The sequence below is a fragment of the Frankia sp. AiPs1 genome (assembly GCF_023716945.1).
Taxonomy (GTDB): Bacteria; Actinomycetota; Actinomycetes; order Frankiales; family Frankiaceae; genus Frankia.
Window position 1 is genome coordinate 1 of the sequence record NZ_JAMQQF010000035.1, and the last position, 25,994, is coordinate 25,994.

20 protein-coding genes, 1 tRNA gene and 1 pseudogene are annotated in these 25,994 nt (G+C 70.4%); 14 read left to right on the top strand and 8 right to left on the bottom strand.

Annotated elements, in window-relative coordinates; all coding sequences use genetic code 11:
- On the top strand, positions 1-1,289 hold a 1,289-nt coding region (locus tag ND748_RS06425; RefSeq protein WP_251744743.1), incomplete at its 5' end, for a bifunctional phosphatase PAP2/diacylglycerol kinase family protein.
- Positions 1,290-1,296: 7 nt separating this feature from the next.
- Here the strand turns inward: ND748_RS06425 and ND748_RS06430 are convergent.
- On the bottom strand, positions 1,297-2,133 hold the full coding sequence (locus ND748_RS06430; protein ID WP_251744744.1) for a hypothetical protein: 837 nt from the start codon (positions 2,131-2,133) through the stop codon (positions 1,297-1,299).
- Positions 2,134-3,172: 1,039 nt separating this feature from the next.
- Entirely contained in the window at positions 3,173-5,953 is a 2,781-nt protein-coding gene (gene aceE / locus ND748_RS06435; protein ID WP_308205595.1) for a pyruvate dehydrogenase (acetyl-transferring), homodimeric type, read from the bottom strand.
- 390 nt (positions 5,954-6,343) lie between these two features.
- Here aceE and ND748_RS06440 point away from each other — a divergent pair, with 390 nt between their 5' ends.
- Positions 6,344-6,748, top strand: a complete 405-nt coding sequence (locus ND748_RS06440) for a secondary thiamine-phosphate synthase enzyme YjbQ (protein ID WP_251744745.1) — start codon at positions 6,344-6,346, stop codon at positions 6,746-6,748.
- Between the two features lie 240 nt (positions 6,749-6,988).
- Entirely contained in the window at positions 6,989-7,426 is a 438-nt protein-coding gene (locus ND748_RS06445; protein ID WP_009742958.1) for a DUF3052 domain-containing protein, read from the top strand.
- Between the two features lie 165 nt (positions 7,427-7,591).
- Here the strand turns inward: ND748_RS06445 and ND748_RS06450 are convergent, their stop codons facing one another.
- Positions 7,592-8,212, bottom strand: a complete 621-nt coding sequence (locus tag ND748_RS06450) for a DUF4234 domain-containing protein (protein WP_251744746.1) — start codon at positions 8,210-8,212, stop codon at positions 7,592-7,594.
- A gap of 630 nt (positions 8,213-8,842) precedes the next feature.
- Here ND748_RS06450 and ND748_RS06455 point away from each other — a divergent pair.
- The 3 genes from ND748_RS06455 to ND748_RS06465 all read left to right on the top strand — a co-directional run bounded on the left by ND748_RS06455 (position 8,843) and on the right by ND748_RS06465 (position 11,344).
- A complete protein-coding gene (locus tag ND748_RS06455; protein WP_251744747.1) occupies positions 8,843-9,301 on the top strand; it encodes a peroxiredoxin in 459 nt (152 codons plus the stop codon).
- 183 nt (positions 9,302-9,484) lie between these two features.
- Positions 9,485-9,556, top strand: a tRNA-Val gene (locus ND748_RS06460).
- Positions 9,557-10,186: 630 nt separating this feature from the next.
- Positions 10,187-11,344, top strand: coding sequence for an ice-binding family protein (locus ND748_RS06465; protein ID WP_251744748.1), 1,158 nt, complete (start codon positions 10,187-10,189; stop codon positions 11,342-11,344).
- Positions 11,345-11,527: 183 nt separating this feature from the next.
- On the opposite strand, the pseudogene ND748_RS06470 reads toward ND748_RS06465, so the two are convergent.
- From ND748_RS06470 to ND748_RS06480, 3 genes and pseudogenes are all read right to left on the bottom strand, one after another.
- Positions 11,528-11,782, bottom strand: a pseudogene (locus ND748_RS06470) (transposase); the annotation flags it as partial.
- Positions 11,760-12,581 carry a class I SAM-dependent methyltransferase gene (locus ND748_RS06475; protein WP_374215856.1) on the bottom strand — a complete coding sequence of 274 codons (822 nt, stop codon included), beginning with the start codon at positions 12,579-12,581 and terminating at the stop codon, positions 11,760-11,762. The pseudogene ND748_RS06470 and the gene ND748_RS06475, both read right to left, overlap by 23 nt.
- 122 nt (positions 12,582-12,703) lie before the next feature.
- Complete coding sequence (locus ND748_RS06480) at positions 12,704-13,075, bottom strand: hypothetical protein (protein ID WP_251744750.1); 372 nt, start codon at positions 13,073-13,075, stop codon at positions 12,704-12,706.
- 186 nt (positions 13,076-13,261) lie between these two features.
- On the opposite strand from ND748_RS06480, the gene ND748_RS06485 reads away from it, so the two are divergent.
- The 8 genes from ND748_RS06485 to ND748_RS06520 all read left to right on the top strand — a co-directional run bounded on the left by ND748_RS06485 (position 13,262) and on the right by ND748_RS06520 (position 23,686).
- Positions 13,262-14,494, top strand: coding sequence for a transcriptional regulator (locus ND748_RS06485; protein WP_251744751.1), 1,233 nt, complete (start codon positions 13,262-13,264; stop codon positions 14,492-14,494).
- On the top strand, positions 14,491-15,057 hold the full coding sequence (locus ND748_RS06490; protein WP_251744752.1) for a GNAT family N-acetyltransferase: 567 nt from the start codon (positions 14,491-14,493) through the stop codon (positions 15,055-15,057). The genes ND748_RS06485 and ND748_RS06490 overlap by 4 nt, the downstream gene beginning before the upstream one ends.
- 196 nt (positions 15,058-15,253) lie before the next feature.
- Positions 15,254-16,621: a lamin tail domain-containing protein gene (locus ND748_RS06495; RefSeq protein WP_374215858.1), complete on the top strand. Its 1,368-nt coding sequence runs from the start codon at positions 15,254-15,256 to the stop codon at positions 16,619-16,621.
- A gap of 535 nt (positions 16,622-17,156) precedes the next feature.
- Entirely contained in the window at positions 17,157-18,815 is a 1,659-nt protein-coding gene (locus tag ND748_RS06500; protein ID WP_251744754.1) for a CocE/NonD family hydrolase, read from the top strand.
- Positions 18,815-19,657, top strand: a complete 843-nt coding sequence (locus ND748_RS06505) for an ABC transporter ATP-binding protein (protein ID WP_251744755.1) — start codon at positions 18,815-18,817, stop codon at positions 19,655-19,657. Before ND748_RS06500 ends, ND748_RS06505 begins: the two co-directional genes overlap by 1 nt.
- Positions 19,654-20,469, top strand: coding sequence for an ABC transporter ATP-binding protein (locus tag ND748_RS06510; RefSeq protein WP_374215857.1), 816 nt, complete (start codon positions 19,654-19,656; stop codon positions 20,467-20,469). Before ND748_RS06505 ends, ND748_RS06510 begins: the two co-directional genes overlap by 4 nt.
- Positions 20,466-22,478 (top strand): ABC transporter permease, encoded by a 2,013-nt coding sequence (locus ND748_RS06515; protein ID WP_251744757.1) that lies wholly within the window; start codon positions 20,466-20,468, stop codon positions 22,476-22,478. The genes ND748_RS06510 and ND748_RS06515 overlap by 4 nt, the downstream gene beginning before the upstream one ends.
- Positions 22,475-23,686: an ABC transporter substrate-binding protein gene (locus ND748_RS06520; protein WP_285901701.1), complete on the top strand. Its 1,212-nt coding sequence runs from the start codon at positions 22,475-22,477 to the stop codon at positions 23,684-23,686. The genes ND748_RS06515 and ND748_RS06520 overlap by 4 nt, the downstream gene beginning before the upstream one ends.
- 136 nt (positions 23,687-23,822) lie before the next feature.
- Here ND748_RS06520 and ND748_RS06525 read toward each other — a convergent pair whose 3' ends face one another.
- Complete coding sequence (locus tag ND748_RS06525) at positions 23,823-25,076, bottom strand: S8 family peptidase (protein WP_251744759.1); 1,254 nt, start codon at positions 25,074-25,076, stop codon at positions 23,823-23,825.
- A gap of 69 nt (positions 25,077-25,145) precedes the next feature.
- A partial coding sequence (locus tag ND748_RS06530) for a hypothetical protein (protein WP_251744760.1) occupies positions 25,146-25,994 on the bottom strand: 849 nt, incomplete at its 5' end.

The window sequence follows — 25,994 nt, forward strand, 5'->3', positions numbered from 1 at the left end:
GGCTCGGCGTAGCCAGCGTCCTGGCGAACGGGCCGGCCAAGCTGGTCTTCCGCCGCGACCGCCCGCCGACGCACGGCATTCCGCCGCTGCGCCGGCTCCCCCGCGACCTGACGACCTTCTCGTTCCCCTCGGGGCACGCCGCGTCCGCCGCCGCCTTCGCGACCGGGGTCGCCCTCGACGCGCCCGGGGTGGCGGTGCCGGTCGCCGCCCTCGCCGCCACCGTGGCCTTCTCCCGGGTGTACGTCGGGGTGCACTACCCCGGGGATGTGGCCGCGGGGATCCTGCTGGGTGTCGGCGCGGGCCTGCTCACCACGAAGGTGATGCCGCGCCGGCCCTGGGTGCCCGCGCGGGCGAGCCCGGCGTCGGCCTGGGCGCCGGCGCTGCCCGAGGGAGACGGCCTCACCGTCGTCGTCAACGGGCGCTCCGGCCAGGGCAACCATGCCGATCTGCTCGCCGTGCTGCGCGCCGACCTGCCGCGGGCGGAGGTCATCGAGGTCGGGCCGGCTGACGACATGGCCGCCGCCCTGGCCGGCGCCGCGTCGAAGTCGAGGGTGCTGGGCATCGCCGGCGGTGACGGAAGCATCAACGCGGCCGCGCAGGTTGCGCTGGCCCGCGGCATGCCGCTGGCGGTCTTCCCGGCGGGCACGCTCAACCACTTCGCCGCCGATCTGGGCCTGGTCGGCGCAGGTGACTCGGTGCAGGCGATCCGTGAGGGTGCGGCGGTCGCCGTCGACCTCGGCCGGGCCGACGGCATCTCCGCGGTGTTCGACCGGTTCTCCCGGATCTTCGTGAACACCGCCAGCCTCGGCGGCTACCCCGACATGGTGGCGGTGCGCGAACGGTTCGAGCGGCGCATCGGCAAGTGGCCCGCGATGATCATTGCGTTGTGCTGGGTGCTGCGCAACGAGCCGCCGTTCGAGGTGGAGATCGACTCCGAGCGCCGCCGAGTCTGGCTGATCTTCGTCGGCAACGGGGTGTATCGCCCCGACGGCTTCGCCCCGACCTACCGCAACCGGCTCGACGAGAGCCTGCTCGACCTGCGGATCGTCGACGCGTCAGCCCCGCTGGCCCGGCTGCGGCTGGTGGGGGCGGTCCTCACCGGCCGGCTCGGCCGCAGCCGGGTGTACGAGCAGCGCACGGTCGAGCGGGTGTTGATCTCCTCCAGTCAGCCCGGGCCGCTGCCCTTCGCCTGCGACGGCGAGGTCACGGAGGGGGTGGAACGGATCGTGATCACCCCGAGTGGTGCTCGGCTGATCGTCTACCGCCCCCGCCGCCCCGGCGACAGCTGAGCCGCGCTCAGCCGCCGCGGTGCTGGAGCGGGATGAGCGTGTGCAGCGGGCGGGTGAGCTGCGTGAACTGGGAGGTGTCGAGGAGATCCTCGACGAGCAGCGCGCAGGCCAGGTCGGCGCACAGCTCCATGACCCGGTGATCTTCGCTGGCGTCGGTCGCGGCGCGCTTGCCGCGGCAGTCCGGGCACAGCCGCCAGAACCCCTCGGCGGCGCTGCGACGCACCAGCGTCCACACCCGGCGGCGACCGGTGACCACGGCGCTCGCGAACGCGGCGTCCATGGCCTGCTGGTGGGCGGAGTCGTCCCGGGTCAGGGCGCTGACCAGCAGCCCGTCGAAGACCTCCAGGCTGTCTGGGTCGTGGCAGCGACCGGCGAGGACCGGCAGTGCGGCGAGGACCCGCTTGACGTCCGCGGCGGCCGGGCCCAGGTCGGGCTCGTGTGAGCGGGCCCGCGGGTACACCGCCCGCCAGGGCCGCATGAGGGCGGCGTACTCGGCCCGGCCGAGGATGGGCCGCGCGTAGGACGCGGCGACGGCGTCCCGCATCGCGCGCAGCGCGGTGGCCGCGACCGACGGCTCGACGGTGACGTAGTCGGCGCCGGCGAGATCGTCGGCGTAGATGGCGCTCAGCGCGTCGAACGCGGCCAGCACCTCGACGATCAGGGGCGAGTCGGGGGCCAGCGCCTTGTCCCGGGCGGCGGCCAGGTAGCCGGAGTTACGCCAGGCGGCGGCGAGCGAGCCGAGCTCGGCGTCGGTGGTGTGCACAAGCTGAGCGAGGATGCCGAGGATGCCCCGCAGGTTGGGATGCTCCTCCAGCCGTTCGATACGGCGGGCTCGAAGAATCATGCCGCTGGCCCGCCGCTGATGGGGGCCCTGGCGCGCACGGATCGCCGCGGGCTCACCGCGAGCCTGCCCGGCCACGGCGCGGATGGTGCCACCGCGAGTGTGGGGGTCGTCGTGACACCGTTCACCTCGTCCTCCTCGACCGTCGCGGCCTGCGCCGGGCAGCCGTCGTCAGAATCCGTGCGGGTGAACCGGCCGGACATCCCGTCACCGGCCGGATCGTGGGCGGCGCGGCGGATGCGGCGACCGTACCTGATCACTTCAGGGTCCCGCGTACCAGGCAGGCCACATCTCGTCGCTCTCCGACACCGTAGCTGCGCGGGGCGGCGTGCGCGGGCAGTGCCGCCTGCGTGGGGTTCGCGGCGTGGTACGCCGCGTCGCCGATCTCCCGATGTCACCTCCGTGAGACTAGTGTTTGCGGCCCCGATGTGGAACTCGTTGTGCCTTTAGGCGGGGCATGACAGTGGTGGCACGGCTGTGCCATTGCGGCCCCAGGACGAATCGGCATGGCTGCCGGAGGCGGTGTGGCACGTCGGGGTCGGCCATCCTGGTGACGCAGGGCGACGGCGGCGCCGATGCGCACCCGCGCGCCGCCGCCGAACCCCGGCGGGGTGAGGCTCGTGACACCACGGCCGGGCCGGCGGCTGCCGGCCGACGGGCTCGACCGGGGCCCGCTTGGGCGGGGTTTTCCCGGAGAGTGCTGGCACCAGCGGGTGATGTTGGCGCGCCGGCGGAGGGTGTCTCCGTGCGGGGGTGGCACCGGGGGTGTTGCGGAGCGTCGCGGCCCGCCGATGGTGGCGCCCCCGTCGGGGTGGACCGGGGGTCCCGGGACCGCCGGCCGCGGCGGCGCCGCCTCCCCCCGACGGGTGGGACCGGGCGGCGTCCGGCTGCGGGAAAGCCAGCGGGCCCGGGGCAGGCGACCTGGTCTGGTCGTCCGCCCCGGGCCCGTCATGGGTCAGCCTGCCTCGCGCCGGTCAGCCTGCCTCGGAGCGCAGCCTGCCTCGGAGCGCAGCCTGCCTCGGAGCGCAGCCGGTGGGGTGGTTCAGCCGGCGTCGGTGCCGCCGACGGCGTCGTCGTCGTCGCGCAGGCCGAAGCGGCGGATCGCGTCCTCGACCAGACTGGCCTTGACCTCACCGGCCCGGACCAGGGACTCCAGGGCGGCGACGACGACGGACTCGGCGTCGACCTTGAAGTGTCGGCGCAGCGCCAGGCGAGTGTCGGAGCGCCCGTAGCCGTCGGTGCCGAGCGAGGTGAACGCCTGCGGCACCCAGCGGGAGATCTGGTCGGGCACCGCGCGCATCCAGTCGGAGACCGCCACGACGGGGCCGGGGGCGCCGTCGAGGATGCGGGTCACGTACGGCACGGCGTCGTCGGCCTCGGGGTTGAGCAGGTTGGCCCGCTCGCAGTCGAGGGCCTCCCGCCGCAGCTCGTTCCACGAGGTCACCGACCACACGTCGGCGGCGACGCCGAAGTCGGCGGCGAGGATCTCCTGCGCGGCGAGCGCCCAGTGGATGGACGTGCCGCTGGCCAGCAACTGCGCCCGCGGTCCCGAGCCGCTCTCGGCGCCGCCGCTGGGCAGGCCGCCGACGAGCTCCTCGGCCGGCCGGAACCGGTACATGCCGGCGAGGATCTGGGCCGGGTCGAGGCCGGCCGGCTCGGCCGGCTGCGGTACGGGCTCGTTGTAGACGGTGAGGTAGTAGAAGACGTTCTCGTCGCGCTCGCCGTACATCCGGTCCAGGGCGTCGCGGACGATGTGCGAGACCTCGAACGCGAACGCCGGGTCGTAGGCGACGCAGGCCGGGTTGGTCGAGGCGAGCAGCAGCGAGTGGCCGTCCTGGTGCTGCAGGCCCTCGCCGTTGAGCGTGGTCCGCCCGGCGGTGGCGCCGAGCAGGAAGCCACGGCCGAGCTGGTCGCCGAGCGCCCACATCTGGTCACCGGTGCGCTGGAACCCGAACATCGAGTAGAAGACGTAGACCGGGATCATGTACTGCGCGTGGGTGGAGTACGAGGTTGCGGCGGCGAGCACCGAGCCCATGGAACCGGCCTCGCTGATGCCCTCGTGCAGCATCTGGCCGGACTCGGACTCCTGGTAGGACAGCAGCAGCTCGCGGTCGACGGCCTCGTAGCGCTGCCCGTGCGGCGAGTAGATCTTCGCCGTCGGGAACATCGCGTCCATGCCGAAGGTGCGGGCCTCGTCGGGGATGACCGGCACGAACCGCGCGCCCATCTCCTTGGTCTTCATGAGGTCCTTGAGCAGGCGGACGAACGCCATCGTGGTGGCGACTGGCTGCTTGCCCGAGCCCTTGCGCAGTTCATCGAAGATCTTCGCGGGCGGCTGGGTGAGCGGCTTGGCGCGCACGACCCGGCGTGGGATCGACCCGCCGAGTGAGGCCCGGCGCTCCCGCATGTACTGGATCTCCTCGGAGTCCGGCCCCGGGTGGTAGTAGGGGGGCAGGTCGCCGGTCAGCGCCGAGTCCGGGATCTCCAGGTAGAGCCGGTCGCGGAACTCCTTGAGCTCCGCCTTGGTCAGCTTCTTCATCTGGTGGGTGGCGTTGCGGGCCTCGAAGTCCTTGCCCAGCGTCCAGCCCTTGATGGTGTGGGCGAGGATGACCGTGGGCTGACCGGTGTGCTCGGTGGCCGCCTTGTAGGCCGCGTAGAGCTTGCGGTAGTCGTGGCCGCCGCGGGAGAGCTTGCGCAGGTCGTCGTCGGCGAGATCGGCGACCATCCGGCGCAGGCGGGCGTCCGCGCCGAAGAAGTGCTCGCGGATGTACTCGCCGGACGACGTGGTGTAGGTCTGGAACTGCCCGTCCGGGGTGGTGTTCATCTGGTGGACGAGGGTGCCGTCGGTGTCCTTGGCCAGCAGCGGGTCCCAGTCACGACCCCAGACGACCTTGATCACGTTCCAGCCGGCGCCGCGGAACAGCGACTCCAGCTCCTGCATGATCTTGCCGTTGCCGCGGACCGGGCCGTCGAGGCGCTGCAGGTTGCAGTTCACCACGAAGATCAGGTTGTCGAGCTCCTCGCGGGCGGCGACGCCGAGCGCGCCGATCGATTCCGGCTCGTCCATCTCGCCGTCGCCGAGGAACGCCCACACCCGGCTGTTCGAGGTGTCCTTGATCTGGCGGTTGAGCAGATAGCGGTTGAATCGCGCCTGGTAGATGGCGTCGATCGGGCCGAGGCCCATCGACACCGTGGGGAACTCCCAGAAGTCGGGCATGAGCCGCGGGTGCGGGTAGGACGACAGTCCGCCCGACTCGCTCTCCCGGCGGAAGGCGTCGAGCTGGGACTCCGTGAGCCGACCTTCCAGGAACGCGCGGGCGTAGATGCCCGGTGAGGCGTGCCCCTGGATGAAGATCTGGTCACCCGAGTCGCTTCCCGGCGAGGAGCTCAGGTGGTCCTTGCCGCGGAAGAAATGGTTGAATCCGACCTCGTACAGGCTCGCGCTCGACGCGTAGGTGGCGATGTGGCCGCCGACGTTGTACTCGGGCCGGTTCGCGCGGCTGACCATGATGGCCGCGTTCCACCGGATATACGCCCGGATGCGGCGCTCGACATGTTCGTCGCCGGGGAACCAGGGCTCGCGCTCCGGCGGAATCGTGTTGATGTAGTCCGTGCTGGTCAGACCGGGAACCCCGACCGCCTTCTCACGGGCTCGTTCGAGGAGCTTCAGCATGAGGAAGCGGGCCCGGCCGCGGCCGGACTCCTCGATGACCGCGTCGAGTGACTCCAGCCACTCGTTGGTCTCCGAGGGGTCGATGTCCGGCAGCTGACTCGGCAGCCCGTCGGTGATGACCGAGAACTTCCGGGTTGTGTCCTGCGCCACGCCTTCTCCTGCTCCTCAAGCTTCCGGGGCCGCCGGTGCCACTCGAGAAGATCCTCCTCGTGCGTCCGCCGGCCCATGTGTCACTTCACGTGCACGCGGATGCGGGGGCCCGCATGATCGATGCATCGCCGCGTCCTGGCCGCTCGTCACCTTCTCCTGGCGGCGTGCCGCTGCGGGTAGTCGGCCGACTCCGATCGGCCGAGGGCGGGACCCGGCGGGCGAACACGCCATGGGTCCCATCGTGCTCCGTTCGCGCGACCTCGTCACGCACGCCTTGGTTACTTTCGAGTAGAGAATCGAGCGATACGCGCGGCGTTGTCGACATGTCGTCCGCAACGCAGCCGGTGAAGGGCCCCCGCCTGGTAGACAATCTCCCTGATGGACACCCGGATGAAGACCACGACGCTGTCCGTGCACACCGGCCGCCAGGAGCGTGTGGTCGACCTCACTCCCGACGCGGTGGAGTTCGTCACTGATTCCGGTGACGGCCTGCTGTCGGTGTTCGTGCCGCACGCCACGGCCGGGCTGGCCATCCTCGAGCTGGGCTCCGGCAGCGACCCCGACCTGCTCGCGGCCCTCGCCGAACTGCTGCCCGCCGACGGCCGGTGGCGCCACGCGCACGGCTCGCCCGGACACGGCCGTTCCCACGTCATGCCGGCATTCATCCCGCCGTCGCTGACCGTCCCGGTGCTCGGCGGTCGGCTCGCGCTCGGCACCTGGCAGTCGATCGCACTGGTCGATCTCAACGTGGACAACCCCGACCGAACGGTCCGCCTGTCCTTCCTGGCGGGATGATCGAGCGCCCGGCGACGGAATGATCGAGGCCAGTTGCGGGTACCGGCGGAAGGTCGCCGCACGTCGACCACTGCGTCATCGGTCCACAACCGACGGCGTGGCACTTGCGCAGCCACCGGGAGGTCCGGTGGACTAGGTCGAGACGCACCGGGTGATGGACCCCATCGCGACGGTGCGTTGACGCACGGGACGTCTCCGCGGCCCTCGCGGAGCGTCACACACGAACAGGAGGTAGCGCAGGTGAGTCCGACCGCGGCGAACGCCGAGGGTCAGCGCCGGGCGGAGCGACTGGGAGTCTCCGCCGGGACCCAGGTGCAGTCGCTCAACGAGGACGATGACATCGCCCAGGATCTGCTGGACGCGGTGACCAGCGCCAGCGGGACGGAGCTAGTCCCCGAGGACTCCGACGACGTCGTCGACATCGTCCTGCTGTGGTGGCGAGAGGACGACGGGGATCTGGCCAACGCGCTCATCGACGCGCGCCGCCAACTGTCCGACGAGGGGGTGATCTGGTTGCTCACCCCCAAGGCCGGACGGGACGGTCATGTCGCGCCGAGCGACGTGCTGGACGCGGTGCCCACCGCGGGTCTGGTGCAGACCAGCACGCTCAGCGTCGCGCAGGAGTGGTCGGGCCAGCGGCTGGCCGCGCCGAAGTCGCAGCGCGTGCGGCACCGCTGAGGCCGGCGCGAGGGCGTCCGGCGGCCCGTGGGCCCGGACGCCTTCGAGTCATGCCCTCGTCCGGGTCGGGTGTCGGGCACCAGTGCCGGCCCGCGCGCGGCCCCACCGGCGTCGCAGGGAGCCCGAACGGCCCGGGTGGTGGGGCTGGGTGCCCCTCGGGCGGGCTCATCGGTACAGCGGCACCTGCTGGCCCTCGACGGCCCCCGGGTAGCGGTCCCAGAGCCGGTTGAGTTCGAGCTGGAGGAACAACGGCCCGAAGCCGATCAGGAACAGTACGAACGCGAGCACCGGGTTCGTCTCCGGCACCCCGGCGGCGTGCTGGGCCGCACGCGTGCGGGTGCCCAGCCGCCAGGCGGCGATGAACGGCGGCACGAGGACCAGCCAGCCGACGAGGAACGCCAGCAGGGACAGGGCCGGGTTGGTCTGGATACGCCGGTCGTACTCACCCAGCTCCCGGTTCGTCTTGTAAATCCACACGAAGTAGTAGATCCCAAGGGTGATCAGGGGCAGGCCCAGCCATACGGCGAAGGGGTTGCGGTGCTTTCCGAGCACCCCCGCCCCGGTGAAGGAGTCCGGGGTGCCGGTCGGCCCATCCGGGCCGGGCGAGCCGTAGTCGGGAGTCGCGGGATAGCCTTCCTCGGGCTCGGGGCCGGGCAGCGACTCGCGGAAGGCATAGATCGGGAAGCCACCGGTCGAGGTACCCGGACCGTCGATCGGGTGGGGTTCCTGCGCGGGGTAGCCGTGCGGTTCGGGGTAACCGTGCGGGGTCGCACTCTGATTGGTCAAGGTGGTCCTGCCCTCATCGGTGTCCATACCTGTGGCGCACGCGGAGCACGCACCGTGTTACGCGCATGTCCGGCCGATGGCTCCCGTGTCGATCGGCCAGACTAGGCCAGTCTGACGTAGGAAACCCGAACACTCGCCGCATCAGTGCCCCGGGAGCGCGAAAGATACCTTCCGTCGGGATCGAATGCGGGTGAACCTTCGTCTAGGCGGCAGTCGAGCGGTGGCCGGAAGCACGTGATCGACATCGGCCGGCCGGGGAGATCCCCTCTCCTCGGCGTGGGTCGGCCGTCGGCCGTCCTCGCAGGTCGCGGTCGACGTCGTGGGCGGCCGATGCGGCGGGCCGGCGGCTCCCCGGGGTCCGTGTGGGCCATCCGCGGCTGGTCGGCCGGTTTCATCGCGGTCGGAACTGGCATGCTGGCTCTGGGACGGCGGACCGATCTGTGGGGGCGCCTGAACCGGTGGGTGCCCTCGCCGGTCCGCTTCGGTTCCCACCCGCCGTTGTGATCATGCGATCTGTGGTGATCCTCCGGATCGGCCCGCACATCGTCCTCGGTGTTCCGTCATCGTGATCATGTCGCTGCGATCAGCGTCATCTGTGAACAGACCCATCGTCGTGGAGAGGAAGCGCCCGTGACCGTCGAGGTTGGCTCCGTCGCCCCGGACTTCTCGCTGAAGGACCAGAACAACGAGACCATCACCCTGTCGGAGTTCCGCGGCAAGCGGAACGTCGTCCTGCTCTTCTACCCGCTGACCTTCACCGGTGTCTGCCAGGGCGAGCTGTGCTCGGTCCGCGACGACCTCGGCTCGTTCCAGAACGACGACGTCCAGGTGCTCGCCGTCTCCGTCGACTCGCCGTTCGCCCACAAGGTGTGGGCCGAGCAGCAGGGCTACGAGTTCCCGCTGCTCGCCGACTTCTGGCCGCACGGCGAGGTCGCGAAGGCGTACGGCATCTTCAACGAGGAGCGGGGCATCTCCGTGCGCGGCACCTTCGTGATCGACAAGGCGGGCGTCGTGCGCTGGAAGGTCGTCAACAACATCCCCGACGCGCGGGACCAGGCCGAGTACCTCAAGGCTCTCGCCGCCCTCTAAGATCTACGTACGGGAGCCGGCCTGGCGTACCTGGGTAGTCGTGGGGCCGGCTCCCGCTGCCGATGGCCTCCTGGAGCGTCGGCGCCCGACCGGCCGGTCACCATCTGCCGATCGGGCGCCCGATCTTTCCGCGGGGCATCGCGGCATGCGTAGTCTTAGTCAGCGTCGTTATTCTCGTCTCCCGGGCGCGTAGCTCAGCGGGAGAGCGCTCGCCTTACAAGCGAGTGGTCGCAGGTTCGATCCCTGCCGCGCCCACGCGCTGGTCTCGCCTGCTCGCTGATCTTCGATCAGGCTCGTGGGGGCCGCGATGTCTGGTGGGGGGCCCGAGCCCCCCATGCCCCCGGCGGCGGTTACCGGGGCGCTCACATGGGGTGAATTGTTGGGGTGTGACGCCGTCGAGTGCGGCCGCGGTTTCTGCGGGGCGCCCCGGGTTGCCGGGCTGGCCCATCGTGGGTGAAGACGTGATCGGTTTTGTTCCTCGGTGAGACCACCAGCAGTTCCCTGTCCGGAGACCGTCTATGGTCGGGCCTCGATCGTTACCAGCCTTTGATGTACGCCAGGGCAGCACGCCTCTTCTCGGTGCGGTTGCCCCGCGCATCGAGAGGCGCCGGGCAGGCGCGCATCGCAGCGGCGATCTCTCGGCGTCGGTCCGACCATTCGGGGTCGAGCGTCGGCACGTGGCGCCGGGTTCGACGCATCCATGCCGAATCGAGCTACGGCGGCTCACGCAAGGTTGCCCGTACCCGGGGCACGGGGGCCGCGCGGACTACATTGCCGGGCTGTGGAGACCTGCGTGCGCGGCGTGGCGGACCGCGGGACTCGCGACGACCGCCGCACGGTGACCAGGCTGGCTGCTCAGGGAGGTCGGCATGGGAGATCTCGCCGGTGAGCGCGATCTCTGGCCGCCGCAGACTGACCCGGGCGGCCGTCAACATCGCGCTCACGGCCGCCGCCGGCGCGCTGGTGGTCGGCGGTCAGCCCCGGGCGCAGGCCGCTCGCATTGCGCGGCCAGCACCAGTCGAGATCGGATCGGTCCAGAACTTCGCGGTGCTTGCCGCGGCGACGGTCACGAACTCGGGTGCCAGCCACGTCATCGGTGACATAGGCGTGAGTCCCGGCACCGCGGTGACCGGGTTCCCCCCGGGCACCCTGGACGGGATGATGCACGGCGGCGATCCGGTCGCCACGCAGGCGCAGTCCGACCTGAACACCGCGTACAACGACGCTGCGGCGCGCACCCCTACCGCCATCGTCTCCGGCGACCTGGGTGGCCTGACACTCGCCCCGGGCGTCTACCACTCGATCTCCTCGCTCGGCATCGCCGGCACGCTCACCCTCGACGGCCAGGGCCATCCCAACGCGGTCTTCATCTTCCAGATGGGAAGCACGCTCATCACCAGCGCGGACGCCCGCGTGGAGCTCGTCGGCGGAGCCCAGGCGTGCAATGTGTTCTGGCAGGTCGGTAGCTCCGCCACGCTGGCGGCGAACTCGGTGATCGTGGGCGATGTCGCGGCCGATCAGTCGATCACCGTGGCGGCGGGCACCAGCATCAACGGCCGGGCGCTGGCCCGCGGCGCCGCGGTGACCCTCGCCGAGAACGCGATCACCAGGGCCGACTGCAACCCGCCGGGCACGCTGGGGATCTCCGCCCCGACCGGACCGGTCAGCCTGGGCACCGTGCCCCTGAGCAGCGCCCGGGTCGCAGGCCAGCTCGGGACGGTCACGGTCACCGACAACCGGGACATCGACCCCGCCGGGTGGATCACCACCGTCAGCAGTACCGCCTTCGTGTCCGGCCCGAGCAGCATCAGCCCCTCGAACGCCTCCTACAGCCCCGGCGAGGTGACGTTAACGGGTGATGACGTGACCCCGACGGTGACCAATGTCCCGGCTCTGTCGCTCGCCCCTGGCGAGATCGTGCGCGCGACCGGCGGAACCGGTCTCAACTCCGCCGCCTGGAACCCAACGGTCACGGTTACCATCCCCGCCGTCGGGATCATCGCGGGAACCTACAGCGCGACCCTCACACATTCGGTTGCCTAGCTGCCGCCCTCGGTCGCCCGAGCCGGCCGGGCCTGGGGGAATTCAAGCCGACTCGGGCCCGGCCGGAGGCTTACGCCAGGCGGAGATGTGACCCTCGCTGTCGGCGGTGAAAGGGCTGCCGTCCCAGTCGGCGAACCGGTGCTCCAGCTCCAGCCCGGCGAGTTGCGCCATGAGGTCGCATTCGGCCAGGTAGTAGTAGACGGTCTGCCACGGCTGGTAGTCCGACGGCAGCGCCCGCCAGGCACACCCGTTGCGCGCGACGTACAGAATCGCGTCGACGAGATCGCGACGGTCGTGCTTCTCGCGGCGGCCGATCGCCGCCGCCGGCGGCAGCAGCGGCGCGATCAGCGCCCACTGGGCGTCGGTCAGATCAGACGGATAGCGGTGACGGTGACGTCGTGGCACCCCCTGACTGTCACCCGCCGAGCACCCGTTCAGGCCCTTTCTTGGCGAATGCACACCCATCGGACCCGCCGATATCGGGACGCTGATCCGTGGCTCCAAGGGGCTTGCGCCAGACGGAGACGTGACTTTCGCTCTCGGCGGTGAAGGGGCTGCCGTCCCAGTCGGCGAGTCGGGTCTCCGGCTCCAGGCCGGCGAGTTGCGCCATGAGGTCGCATTCGGCTGGCCAGATGTATCGGAAGTCGCCGGAGCCGTAGCGCACGGTCCCGTCGTCCTCGGGCCAGTAGTGATGGGAGGTGCACTGCTGGGTGACGAGGTCGTAGGTGTCGAACAGAAGGTGCCGATCACCGGTACTCATCGGGACCGCGGACTGGCCGGGAGGCAGGCGCCGTATCGGCGGCACCCACAGCTCGATGACAAAGCGCCCGCCGGGGCCGAGGTGTCGAGCGGCGTTGCGGAAGCACGCGACCTGCTCCGCCTGGGTGCGCAGGTTGGAGATGCTGTTCCACACCAGATAGACGAGCGAGAACTCGCCGGGCACGGTGGTCGTGGCCATGTCACCGACGACCACGGGCAGGGTCGCCTCATCGGCCTTGCGCCGCAGTTGGGCGACCATCGACGCCGACAACTCGATGCCGGTCACGGGAACTCCCCGGGCGGCCAGCGGGATGGCGACGCGACCGGTGCCGATCGCGAACTCCAACGCCGCACCCGAACCGGCCAGGCGGGCCAGCAGATCGACGGTCGGACCGAGCACCTCCGGCGCGAACCTTTCGGCGGAGGTGATGTCGTAGCGCTCCGCCGTTTCGTCGTCCCACACCTCGCTGCTCGTCACGGCGCCGCAGGCTAACGGCCAGAAGGCGGCTCTGTCGACCCCTTTTCCGACCGGGCAACCAGGGCGGGGGAACGTCGATCCGACGGGTCAGTACCCGACCATGTCCGCTTGCAACGACCGGTTCAGTCGGTGAGGTGGTTGATCGCGCCGGTGCGGACGGCGGTGCAGATCTGGCGCCAGATGGCGGCGGGGATCTTGATGTGGTGGCTGCCGAGGTAGCCGTAGCGGAGATGGATGTGCCCGTCCCGTTCGGCGGCGAGGCCGCCACCGGCGGCGATCCAGGGGGTCCAGGCGGCGTTCAGCCGGTGAAACGCCCCCCGCTCGCCCGCGCGGATCTCCGTCCGCAGGGCCGACCAGATCGCCCCGGGCATCCGCAGGTCCGGGGCGGTGCCGGGGGTGTAGCTGATGGCGACGGTCTCGCCGTCGCTGGCGAACCCGACGTCGGGACTGACAGCGGGCCGGCACCAGGCGAGCTGGTCCGGGGGGCTGGTCATGGTCGCTCCTGCGTAGTGGTCTCCGGTGACCCGTCGGCGCGGGACCATCCGGGTTCCTCACTGACATGGGCAGTCTGTGCACGTGACCGGGCGACCGCCAGGTGTGCGCACGATGCGTGCTGTGCCGTGCTGTGCGCCGCTGCGGCCGCGGATCCGGCGTCAGGCGAACGGGAGGAACAGCGACGGGTGAACGAGGACAAGACCGGTGCGGTGGCACTGGGTCGGCGGATTCGGGGTATGCGCGGCCGGATGAGTCAGGACACCCTGAGCCGGCGGATCGGGTTCCACCGGACCCGGATCTCCAAGGCTGAGAACGGGGAGCTGCCCTCCGCCGATCTGTGCGCCGCTCTCGACGACTACTGGCGAACCGGCGGAGAGATCGCCGCGTGGCAGGCCCGGCTGGAGGCGGCGCGAGGCGGCGACGGGGCGGCCGGGACCGACCGCAGGCAGGTGGTCTTCGAGTTCTCGGCGGCCGGGCTGATCGCCGCGGACACCTACCGGCGGCGGGCGCGTCGCAACCCGGACGCGCTCACCCTGACCGAACTCGGCGACGAGGTCGACGGTCATGCGGCGGTGTTCACGGTCACGCCCCACGCGATCCTCGCCCCGCGGGTGTATCGCACCTGGCAGTCCGCCGAACGGCTCCTCGACGCGGGCGCCAAGACCAGGACGCAGGCGAAGCTCACCCAGATCGCCGGCTACTCGGCGTACATGTTGTCGCGACTGGCGTTCAATCTCGGTGATCAGGCCGCCTCACGGCGCTTCATCACCCAGGCCGGCGACCACTCCGACCAGATCGACGACCCGGTGCTGGCCGCCTCCATGGCGGCGATGTCCTCCACCCTGGCGTTCTACGGTCACCAGTACGCCGAAGCGGTCGAGTCCGCGCGCCGGGCGCCGGACCATCCCTACACCAGGGCCAGACTCGCCGCCTACGAGGCGCGGGCGCTGGCCGCCCTCGGCGATGCGGGCGGCACCCGGGAGGCGCTGGCCCGGATGCGGCGGGCCGTGATCGACGTGCCGGCCCGGCCGGGCAGCTCGCCCTTCGGACCTGCCACGGCCGAATCGTTCACCGCCGGCGTCCTCGCCCGTCTCGGCGCCGGCGACGAGGTGGAGCCGATCGCCCGCGCCGCCGTCGATGCCTTCGACCGCGGTCAGGCCGTCGGCTTCGAGGACCACGGCCACGCCGTCATGGTCCTCGCGACCGCCCTGGTGCGCCGCCCGCGACCCGATCCGGCCGAGGCGGCCCGGCTCGGCATGCGGGCCCTGGCGATGCTGGCCGCGAGCCCGACCCACACGTTGTTCAGCCGCGCGGGCCGACTCGCGGCCGATCTCGCCGGGCATGCACCCGTCCCGGAGGTCGTGGACTTCCACGAACGGCTCACCGCCGTTTCCCGGCCGGGTTTGATGGATGGATGACCCTCGACATAGGCGAGTCGCTCCCTGCGGTCATGGTGCCGACCGTGCGTACCGAGCGGCTCATCCTGCGCGGGTGGACCGCCGATGACATCCCCGCCTACACCCGGATGGCCCTCAACCCGCAGATGAGTCGCTACACCGGATCGCCGTCGAGCGAGGGCGCGGTCTGGAACATGTTCGCGTTACAGATCGGCCACTGGGCCCTCAACGGCTTCGGCATGTGGCTCGCGCACGAGCGGGTCACCGGGGAGTTCATCGGGCGTGCCGGCCTTTACCGGGAGTACGGCTGGCCCGGGCTGGAAGCCGCCTGGACCATCCGCCCGGAGCGGTGGGGGGAGGGATTTGCGACCGAGGGCGGTGCCGCCGCGATCGAGTACGCCTTCGCCGGTCTGCGCGCCGACCGGGTCATCTCGATCATTCATCCGGAGAACGTGGCGTCCCTCCGGGTCGCGGTCAAGCTCGGAATGACGTTCGCGGAAGCCACCGAACGCAACGGCCAGCCGCGGCACATCTACGCGATCAGCCGTCCCGACTGGAGGCCGCCCACCGCGGGATCTCGGTGAGCGGACCGTGCTGCGTGGTCATCCGCACAGTCTGGTCATCCGTGCTGTGTGGTCATCCGTGCTGCCCACGCTGTTGGTTGCGCGTTCAACCTCTGGTCGTCGGTGTGCAGGAGGCTCCGCGAGGGGCGCGAGATCGTCTCCGCCTGCCCGTGACCCTGCACGAGGAGTAACTGCATTGCGTAGACATTCGCGTGGGATGGTGCGACTCGGTGTCGCCACAGTTCTGGCCGCCGCCGCCCTCAGCCTGTCCGGCATGCCGGCGATGGCGCAGGGGCCGACGGACGTTCGGATCAACGAGGTCGAGTCGAGTGGCGGGTCGCCCGGCGACTGGGTGGAGCTGACGAACATCGGCACGGCGGCGGTGGACGTCTCCGGCTGGGTCGTCAAGGACAACGACAACTCGCACGTGTTCACGGTGGCGTCGGGCACGTCGCTGGCGCCCGGCGGGCATCTGGTGCTCGATGTCGATCCGGTGTTCGGCCTCGGTAGCTCCGATTCGGTGCGGCTCTACCAGCCGGGTGGTACGACGTTGGTCGATTCCTACACCTGGACCTCGCATGCGTCGACGACCTACGGGCGTTGCCCGGACGGCACCGGCACGTTCACGACGACCTCCTCGTCGACCCGCGGCGCGGCGAACGCCTGCCCTCCCGGCACGTGGCCCGGCGGCACGGCCGTCGCCACCGCGGACGACGCGAACGTGTTCGGCACGAACCTCAGTGGGCTGTCCTTCCAGAGCTCCGGTGTTCTGTGGGCGGTGAAGAACGGCCCCGGCACGCTTTACCGGCTCGTGCCGAACGGCGCGAAGTGGACGCCCGACACGACCGGCGGCTGGTCCTCGGGTAAGGCGCTGCACTACGCCGGCGGGTCCGGTGATCCCGATGCGGAGGGCGTGGTCTCCACTCCTGACGGCGTGGTTGTCGCCACCGAACGCGACAACAGCAACAGTGGCACCAGCCTGCTGAAGGTCCTCCGGTACGACGGCTCCTCCACGGCCACCTCGCTGACCGCGACCGCGGAGTGGAACCTCACCGCCGACCTGCCGTCCGTGGCGGCCAACAGCGGGCTCGAGGCCATCTCGTGGATTCCCGACACGTACCTCACCGCACACGGTTTCCACGACGAGCACACCAACACCGCCTACGACCCTGGCGCCTATCCCGGTCACGGCAGCGGCCTGTACTTCGTCGGCCTTGAAGCCAACGGAACCGTCTACGCCTACGCGCTCAACCAGAGCGGCGGCTACACCCGGATCGCCACCGTCTCGAGCGGCTTCGCCGCGGTCATGGACCTCGAGTACGAGCCCGCGACCGGCCACCTGTGGGCGGCCTGCGACGACACCTGCGACGGCCGCACCGCGACCCTCGACATCAACGCCCAGGGCGGGCTCGCCGTCACCGCCGTGTACAAGCGTCCCAGCGGGATGTCCAACTACAACAACGAGGGATTCGCTCTCGCACCGCAGGACACCTGCTCGGGCGGGCACAAGCCGGTCGTCTGGTCCGACGACGACAACGACTCCAGCCACGCCCTGCGCAGCGGCACCCTGAACTGCACATCCTGACCCGCGCATCCTGACCCGCACATTCATCCTGACGTCCCGCCCGGGGCGGGCGGCCCCGCAGGTCCGCCCGCCCCGTCGCGCCCCGCCCCGTCGCGCGGAGGTGATGACGCGGTTCCGCGGAACCGCACGGGCCCGTGCAGCAACATCATCCCGGACTCCAGGTCACGACGACGGGGAGCGACGACTCCCTGAAGACCATCGGTGGATGGTGGACCGGGTCGGGCGCACCCACCACCTCGGTGCCAGCGGCCGAGGCTGACAAGGGTTCGGTGCACTCTCGTCCAGGTTCGCAACCGCAGGATCAGTCTCCCGTCAGAGGGGGAGAGGCTGGCCATCGGCGGGACGCCGGACACCATCTGGCGGGAGAAAGGCCCTGATTTGCCGCCAGATCGCGGTGGACACGAAACCGTGCGGTAATCGACGATGGCCCGACCGCAATGAGACCCGGGCCACGTCTCGTTCCCCATATCTGGCCCTCAGGATCAGCCGCCCGGCCGAGGCCGTCGGTTCGTGGACCACGACACATGGGGTCGCCATGGAAATCGACAAGGATCAGTTCGTCCCGATGCGTGACGGCGTTCACCTGGCCGTCGATATCTACCGGCCGGACGTGCTTTCTCGGCACGCGGCCGTGCTGATCATCACGCCGTACAAGAAGGACGGCCAGTTCGACCTGCCGATCGGCTCCGACGGACGCCGGATGACGGCCCTGCCCATCGTGATTCCGCCCGGAGTCAACCCGATGCTCCTGAGCGTCAAACCACTGGTCGACGCGGGTTTCGTGGTGGCGGTGGCCGACGCCCGTGGGACCGGTTTTTCGGAAGGGAACTACGACTACTACAACCTGGTGGAGGGGCCGTTCGACGGGTACGACCTCGTCGAGTGGCTCGCCGAGCAGCCCTGGTGCGACGGAAATGTCGGCATCACCGGGGGATCGGCGGCCGCCATCTCCTGCTACACGACGGCGCTGACCCACCCTCCGCACCTGCGGGCCATGGCCCCGAACATGCATCCGGCCGACTTCTACACCGACCAGTGGCGGATCGGCGGCGTCTTCCGCTACGAGAACCGCATCGGCTGGGCGACGAGCCAGTACGGGAACATCTCCCCGATCGACCCGGGGGACCCGGAGAGTCCTGGCTACGAACGCCGGCGGGCCGTGTACGAGGCGCGGTTCGACCAGTGGTACCGGCGCATCGCGGCCGGCCAGAATCCCGCCAACCTCGACTGGCTGACCGAGATGTACCAGCACGATGCCTACGACGACTTCTGGCGGTCCCGCAGTTTCCTGCGCCGGGCGCCGGAGACGTCACTGCCCACGCTGCACAGCGGCGTCTGGCACGACCATTTCGTCCGCGGCACTGTGGCGAGCCATGAGGCATCGGAGGGTCCGAAGCGGTTGTTCGTCGGCCCCGGCGGCCTGGCGATGCGGCCCGATCTCGGCGACGGCGGCCTGACCGCGCTGCAGATCGCCTGGTTCGACCATTTTCTACGTGGCGCGAACAACGACGTCCTGGCCGGCCCCCAGGCCCGGCTGTACCTGTTGGGCGACGAGCGTTACGTCGACGTGCCGACCTGGCCGGTACCGGCCGTACCGACCAGATACCACCTCGCCTCCTCGGCGAACGGCGCGGCCGGGCCGGGCCTCGACGGTGCGCTGCTGGCCGTTGCCCGGGCGACCGACACATCCAGCCTGCTGAAGCACGACCCGGCCAATCCAAACCGAACGCCACCGGACCCCGCCGACCAGAGGTCCTTCGAGGAAGGCTGCCTGACGTTCTCCTCGGCGGTCCTCGAGGCCGACCTGACGGTCGTCGGCACCCCGCGCCTCGTCCTGCACGCCACCACGGATGCGCCCGACGTCGACTTCTGCGTCCGGCTCTGCGACGTGTTTCCCGACGGCCGGTCGCGGCTGCTCAACACCGGTGCCCTGAAGGGTTCGCATTTCGGCGGGCACGAGAATCCGACCGCGCTGGTGGCCGGCCAGATCTACGAGTTCGACATCGAGATCTGGCCCACCGCGAACGTGTTCAGGACCGGCCACCGGATCCGCGTCGACGTCTCGACCTCCGACTTCCCGTTCTTCGAGGTCAACCAACACCCGTCTAACACGGAGATCTTCCACGACAGCGGTCGACCGTCCCATCTTCTGCTGCCCGTCGTCGAGTCCCCGTTACCCGAGACCGGTGCGTGATGACACGTTTCGGTGTCCACGACCTCACCGTCCAGTTCGGCGGGCTGCGGGCGCTCGACCAGGTCTCCTTCACGGTCGAACCGGCCACGTTCGTCGGCCTCATCGGCCCCAACGGGGCGGGCAAGACGACCTTCATGGATGCCGTCACCGGATTCACCCCCGCCACCGGAACCGTGCTGTTCGAGGGCCAGGATCTGAGCACGGTGCCCGCCCACCGGCGGATCCGGGCCGGCATCGGACGCACGTTCCAGACTCTTGAACTGTTCGAGGACCTCACCGTCCGCGAGAACCTCACCGCGGCGGCGGAGAAATCCACCTGGTGGTCACCGTTGGTGGACCTCGTCCGGCCCCGCCCGTCGAGGGCGGCCGCGGAGGCGGTCGAGGACGCGCTGTCGCGGTTGCGCATCGAGAACCTGGCCGACGTGCTGCCGCCCGATCTGTCCCTGGGGCAACGCAAGTTCGTCACCGTCGCCCGCGCGCTGGCGCTGCGCCCCCGACTGCTGCTGCTGGACGAGCCGGCCGCGGGACTCGCAACGAGCGAGGCGCTGGCCTTCGCCGCGCGGCTGCGGGAACTGGTCGAGGAGGGCCTGACCATCATCATGATCGACCACGACATGGGGATGGTCCTCAAGGTCTGCGACGAGATCCATGTCCTGGACTTCGGCCGGCTCATCGCCAGCGGCGACCCGGAGTCGATTCGTCTCGACCCACGGGTGATCCAGGCGTATCTCGGCGTCGACGACGATCCGGAGGCGGTCGAGGCGGTCGAGGCGGTCGAGGCGGTCGAGGCGGTCGAGGCGGTCGAGGCGGCCGTTGGTCACGAGAACGGGCCGGCGCGATGATGGCGGCGATCATCGACTGCGCGGGTCTGACCTCGGGCTACGCCGGGGTCCCGGTCATCCGCGATCTCGACCTCACCGTCGGCGAGGGCGAGCTGGTCGCCGTCCTCGGTCCCAACGGCGCCGGCAAGACCACCACCCTGCTGACCATCGCCGGCGTGCTCAGACCGATCGGCGGGGCGGTTCGCTTCCTCGGCGCCCCCGTCGACGGCGGCCGACCGGACCGGGTGGCGCGCCGCGGCCTGTGCCTCGTCCCCGACGACCGTTCGGTGTTCTTCGACCTCACCGTGCGCGAGAACATCCGGATGGGCCGGGGCCGGCGGTACGGCGATCCCGTCCGGGTGGTCCTCGACTACTTTCCCGCCCTGGAGAGCCGGCTGCGGATGCGCGCCGGTCTGCTCTCCGGCGGTGAGCAGCAGATGCTCGCGATCGGCCGGGCCATCACGATGCGTCCCAGGGCGCTCATGGTCGACGAGATGAGCCTGGGCCTCGCTCCCGTCGTCGTGAAGAAGCTGCTGCCGGTCATGCGGCGGATCGCCGACGACCTCGGCTGCGCCATCCTCCTCGTCGAACAGCACGTCGACCTCGCGCTTGCGGTGGTCGACCGGGCGTACGTGTTCAACCACGGGGCCATGGTCCAGCAGGGGCCCGCCGCGGAGCTGAGACGACAGCGCGACCTCATCGAAGCGAGCTACCTCGGTGCTCAGGACGACCAGGGCGGCCAGGACGCTCAACGCGACCAGGGTGCTCAACGCGACCAGGGTGCTCAACGCGACCAGGGTGCTCAGGGCGACCATGGCGGGGCGATCCGGTGAGCACCGTCGTCCTCTTCGCCATTCTCGGGCTGGGCTCTGGCGCGGCGTATGCGATCCTCGCCTGCGGCGTCGTCCTGGTGCACCGAGGATCGGGAACCCTGAGCTTCGCCCAGGGCGCCGTCTGCATGTTCGCCGCCTTCCTCTTCGCCCGCCTCGTCGAGCAGGGAGTGCCCAAACCGCTGGCGCTCGTCGTGACCCTCCTCGCCGCGGGGGCCCTCGGCGCGGGCTGGCATGCGGCGGTCATGCGGCCCCTTCGCTCCGCCCCGATCCTGGCCAAGGTGATCGTCACCCTCGGCCTGCTCACCGCGCTGGAAGGAGCGGCCAGCCTCTGGTTCGGTGACCAGATCCGCAACGCCCCGAAGGTTCTGCCCACCGGCGACGTGGGGGTCTTCGGCATCCAGTTCGGCCAGGACCGATTATGGCTGCTCGGCATCACCATCGTGATCGCGATCGCCCTCGCCGCCTGGTACAGCCTCACCCTGATCGGTGTCTCGACCCGAGCCGCCGCCGAGAACCCGCGCGGCGCCGCCCTTCTGGGCTTCTCGCCCGATCTCATCGCCGCCACGAACTGGGCCATCGGGTGCGCCCTGGCCGGCCTCGCCGGAATACTCATCGCGCCCATCGTCGGCCTGAGCATCGGCGGCCTCACCCTGCTCATTCTGCCGGCCCTGGCCGCCGCTCTCCTCGGTGGATTCCGTTCCTTCGGACTCACCGCGCTCGCCGGGATTCTGATCGGGTCCGCGCAGTCCGAGATCGGCCGTTACTGGAAGCAGACCGGGGTCACCGACGCGCTGCCGTTCGTGGTCGTGATCGCCGCGGTTGTGCTGACCGGACGGCTGATCCCCGAGCGCGGCACGATCTCCACAGTCCGGCTGCCGCTCGCGCCCCGAGACGGGATCCGCCCGCGCTCCGCGGTGGCCCTCATCGTCGTCGCGGTCGCCGGTCTGGCCCTGCTGAACGGCACCTATCAGTCGGGGCTCACCACCTCCCTCGTCACGGTCAGTGCCGCACTGTCCGTCGTGATCGTCACGGGCTTCGTCGGCCAGACCTCGCTGATGCCCATGACGTTCGCCGGCATCGGCGGCCTGCTGACGTCGAAGTTCGCCGAGGACCTGAACGTGCCGTTCCCGTTGCCGCTGGTCCTGGCGGCCGTCTGCATGATGCCGATCGGGATGCTTCTCGGTCTGCCGGCGCTGCGCGTGCGGGGACTCAACCTGGCGGTCGTCACCATCGGCGCCGCGGTCGCGGTGAACGCGGTGCTCTTCCTCAACCGGAGCTGGACCGGCGGGCAGACCGGCAGCCTCGCACCCTCCCCGTCGATCTTCGGATTCTCGCTCGATCCCTCGCTGCACCGCATTCGGTTCGGCCTGTTCTGCGTTCTGCTCACCGCCCTGCTCGTCTGGGGTACGGGAAATCTTCGGCGCGGCCCGTCCGGACTGCGGATGCTGGCCGTGCGCAGCAATGAGCGAGCGGCCACCGCGTCGGGTATCAGCGTGTCGAGCGCGAAACTTCAGGCCTTCGCGGTGTCGGCCGCGGTGGCCGGCGTGTCGGGCTCGCTGCTGTCCTATCAGATCGGTGCCGTCTCCTTCGATCGCTTCGACGTCTTCGGGTCGATCGGGCTGATCGTGCTCGTCTACATCGGCGGCGTGTCCATCGTCAGCGGCGCCATCTTCGCGGGTCTCGCCGCCGAGGGCGGCGTGTTCTACCTGCTCGTGCAGGACGCGATCGGCTCGGTCGCCCGCTACTACGGCCTGGCGTCCGGCCTGCTGTTGCTGTTGACCATCGTGGCCAATCCGGACGGCGCCGTGATCGCCGCGCGCCGGCAGTGGGCATGGTTGAGATCCCGCGGTTCCGGGCGCCCAATTCCTCCCCGCTTCAGTTCACCACCCGGCGCTGTTTCATCAGCACGGCGCCGCCGGCGAAGGGAAACCTCGTGCAGCCGATCCGGACTCCCATCAGACGAGCGATCGCGGCGGGATTCTCTGCCGTCTGCGTCGCCGCGGCGATGACTGGTTGCGGATCCAGTGGGGGCGGCGGGACCGGCTCGGCTGCCGCCGACCAGGCAGACACGCTGAAGGGTAAACCGGTCACCGTCGGTCTGATCGTCATGCAGTCGGGCGTGGCGGCGTCCGCGCAGGAAAACCAGTGGGTGGTGGGTACCAGAGCGGCCGTGGCTCATATCAACCACCAGCTCGGCGGGTTCGGCGGACGGCCGCTGAAGATTGATTTATGCGACTCGAAGTCGACCTCGGCCGGTGCTCTGACCTGCGCGAACAAGCTGGCTGCGGACAAGGTCGACTTCGTCTCCGGCTTTGCTCTCGGAATCGGCGCGAACGCGCTGCCGATCTTCGCCAAGGCCGGCATCCCCGTGCACAGCGTGCCGATCTCGCCGCAGGAGTACTCCAGCCCGGACAGCTTCCCCTACGGCGGCGGCTCGTTCACCGAGTACCCGGCCAACGCGGCGTACGCGACCTCGAAGCTGGGCGCGAAGAAGGGCGTGCTCGTCGTGTCGGACCTCGGCGACAGCAGCGCCGTGGTGAACTCGATGAACGTGTTCTTCCGTCGGGCCGGGGGCAGCGTGACCGCGATCACCGTCCCCGCCACCACCGCCGACCTCTCGCCACAGGTGGCCGAGGCGGTCAAGGCCAAGCCCGATACGATCTTCACCGCGCTCAGCGGGGTGCAGGACGCGACGCTCTACGAGCAGCTCGAGAAGCAGGGGTTCAGCCCGCGTAACATCATCGCCCAGGCTTCGGCTGTGGACGTTCCCAACTTCTTCGCCAAGGTCTCGCCGAAAACCGCGATCGAGGGCTCGCTCTACGGCGACATCTTCGTCAGTTTCGACGACACCGCGCAGCCGGACATCGCCACCTACCGCACGGCGATGAAGACGTACGAAAAGGATGAGGGCCGTACCGTGCTCGGCCAGTGGTCGTTCTCCACGATCATGACGAACTACGCCATCGCGAAGAAGCACGGATTCGCCACCTTCTCCAGCGCGTCGCTCATCAAGGTACTGAACACCGAGACCGTGCCGGTTTTCATGTCGTATCAGTACAATCGAGCGGTCGCGCCGAAGGGCGCGCCCGCCGTGGGTAACCCCTACGTGGTGTTCGTGCGCTACCAGGGCGGCGAGGTGGTCAACCAGCCCGGCGGCTGGGTCAACGGCGTCACCGGCGCGGCCGCTCCGTTCGACTCGTCGATCACGACGGGCTGATACCGGGCCTCTGACGACACGAAGGGCGATTCCGCGGAACCGCGCCACCGGTCGGTGAGGTGTGCTCAACACGCGCCCGAACGGATCGCACCCACCGCCACCGACGCGGCGGTGGCGGTGGGTGCAGGCCGGACGGTCAGCCGATCGCGCTACCGGAGCTACCCGAGCTACCGGAGTAGAGCAGGGCGTTCTGGGAACCGGCACCGATGTCGGTCAGGAGGCCGGGGGTGGCGTCGCGGACGATGGCGTCGCGGACCCGGTCGGGCGCGGCGGTCGGGTGGGTCCCCAGGTAGATCGCCGCGACTCCGGCGACGTGGGGGGCAGCCATGGACGTGCCGCTGTCCACGGCGGTGGCGGTGTCGGAGGAGATCCCCGCCGAGGTGATGTCGGTTCCGGGGGCGAACACGTCCACGCAGCGACCGTAGTTGGAGGTGGGATTCCGGCTGTCGGTGAGAGTCGTCGATCCCACGGTGATGGCGCGGGGAACGCGGGCGGGGGAGACGTCGCACGCGTCGGTGTCGCCGTTGCCGGCGGAAACCGAGTAGACGATGCCGGCGGCGATGGACTGGCGCAGCGCCTGGTCGAGCGCCCTGGACGGGGTGCTCTCAATGCTGATGTTCGCCACCGCGGGCCTCGTGCGGTTGGAGGTGACCCAGTCGACGGCGTTGATCACACCGCTGAGCGTGCCGAAGCCGTTGCAGTCCAGCACCCGCACGGCGACGAGATGCGCCAACTTCGCGACGCCGTACGTCGTGCCGCCGATGGTCCCGGCGACATGTGTTCCGTGGCCGTTGCAGTCGTTGGTGCCGTTGCCGTCATCGACGGCGGAGTATCCGCCCGAGGCGCGGCCGCCGAACTCCTGGTGCGTGGTCCGGATGCCGCTGTCGATGACGTAGGCGGTGACCCGCGCGCCGGTCGAGTCGTACTTGTACTTCTCGTCCAGGGGGCGGTTGCGCTGGTCGAGGCGGTCCAAGCCCCAGTCGGGTCGGCGTTGGACGCCGTCGGCGTGGACCACCACGTCGGGCTCGATGTAGTCGACGTCGGGATCGGCCCGGGCCGTGGCCAACTGCGCGGCATCGAGGCGCGCGGTGTATCCGCTGACGGTGTTCTGATACTCGCGTCTGACCTGAACGCCCCGCGCCCGGGCGCGTCCCACCGCGGGCGCGGTGCCGCCGTTCGAGGGCGGCAGCGATTTCAGCACCACGATGTACTGGCCGGCCGCTTCGGCTTCGGCTGCCGCCGCCGCGGCCGGGGCGGCCGAGGCGGCCGGGGTGGTGGTGGGGTCGGCGGGGGAGGCCGCGGTCGCGGCACCCGTCGCGAACGGCTGGGCGAGGGCGAATGCCGTGATCAGGCCGCCGGACGCGGCGAGCTTGAACAGTCGTCGATTCATGATTGTGCTCCTCCAGAGCATCGCCGGGATTTCGGGCGCACCGGTACCAGTGCGGGGGAGGGGAGGCGTTCAGGCGAGCCCGAGGCTCCGCGCGACCTTCAGCTCGGCCTCGTTGGTTCGGCGGACCCGGTCCAACGCGTCGCGCTTCCGCACGAGGACGGGGCGTTGAAGTTCCGACTCGACCGTGAACCAGACGCCGACGAGGTTGGTCTTCTTCTTGCAGTCGATGTCGCTCGCCGCGACGGCGATTTCCGTCGTGGACACCGGGCCGCGGCGAAATCGCGGGTCGGCGGCGGCGCCGAGCGGCGTGGGATACCTCATGTCGCGCGTGCGCATGCACGCCGACCACGCCTCGAACACCGCCTGCACTCGTCGGTCGCGGGCCGAGCGGAAATAGCTGTCCTGGGAGAGTCGTTCGGCCAGCGAGATGTCGGTGCCGGCCGGCGCGCCCGCGGTCAACCGGCGTTTCGCCTCGCCGGAGCAGCCCTCGGCCGGGATCGTCCTGCCCTGGAGGACCTGTCCGTGCTGGCCGGTGAGGACGTCCAGGGTCCTCGGATCGGACGAGCCGGTCGGCGGGGCCGGCCGGGCCGGGGGGTCGGTGATCGCCCGCGTCGAGACGCGGTACCCGGCCTTGCTGGCGAGCACCGGGTCGGTGATGCCGTAGCGGCGTTCGTTCAGGGTCGCGGGCTCGTCCGGACTGACCTCCCGCGGCGGATCGGCGATCCCGAACCGGTCCATGCACTGGGCGAGAAGTAGCCGGTAGGCCCGCGCAATCGCCTCCGCCTGCGGTGGTGTCTGCAGGAACCGGTCGAGGGGCAGGTGCAGCGCGGCTCCGTTGATCAGCGCCGGTGGGCTGGCCGGTGCGGCCGCGGCGCCAGGCCAGGCGGCCGCACCGGCGCAGCCCGCACCGAGCATCGC

What these genes read in the sequence shown, in the direction of transcription:
- ND748_RS06430 (WP_251744744.1), bottom strand. Translation starts at nt 2,133, where the DNA reads ATGATTCTTCGAGCCCGCCGTATCGAACGGCTGGAGGAGCATCCCAAC.
- ND748_RS06440 (WP_251744745.1), top strand. Translation starts at nt 6,344, where the DNA reads ATGAAGACCACGACGCTGTCCGTGCACACCGGCCGCCAGGAGCGTGTG.
- ND748_RS06480 (WP_251744750.1), bottom strand. Translation starts at nt 13,075, where the DNA reads ATGACCAGCCCCCCGGACCAGCTCGCCTGGTGCCGGCCCGCTGTCAGT.
- ND748_RS06490 (WP_251744752.1), top strand. Translation starts at nt 14,491, where the DNA reads ATGACCCTCGACATAGGCGAGTCGCTCCCTGCGGTCATGGTGCCGACC.
- ND748_RS06495 (WP_374215858.1), top strand. Translation starts at nt 15,254, where the DNA reads ATGGTGCGACTCGGTGTCGCCACAGTTCTGGCCGCCGCCGCCCTCAGC.
- ND748_RS06500 (WP_251744754.1), top strand. Translation starts at nt 17,157, where the DNA reads ATGGAAATCGACAAGGATCAGTTCGTCCCGATGCGTGACGGCGTTCAC.
- ND748_RS06505 (WP_251744755.1), top strand. Translation starts at nt 18,815, where the DNA reads ATGACACGTTTCGGTGTCCACGACCTCACCGTCCAGTTCGGCGGGCTG.
- ND748_RS06510 (WP_374215857.1), top strand. Translation starts at nt 19,654, where the DNA reads ATGATGGCGGCGATCATCGACTGCGCGGGTCTGACCTCGGGCTACGCC.
- ND748_RS06520 (WP_285901701.1), top strand. Translation starts at nt 22,475, where the DNA reads ATGACTGGTTGCGGATCCAGTGGGGGCGGCGGGACCGGCTCGGCTGCC.
- ND748_RS06525 (WP_251744759.1), bottom strand. Translation starts at nt 25,076, where the DNA reads ATGAATCGACGACTGTTCAAGCTCGCCGCGTCCGGCGGCCTGATCACG.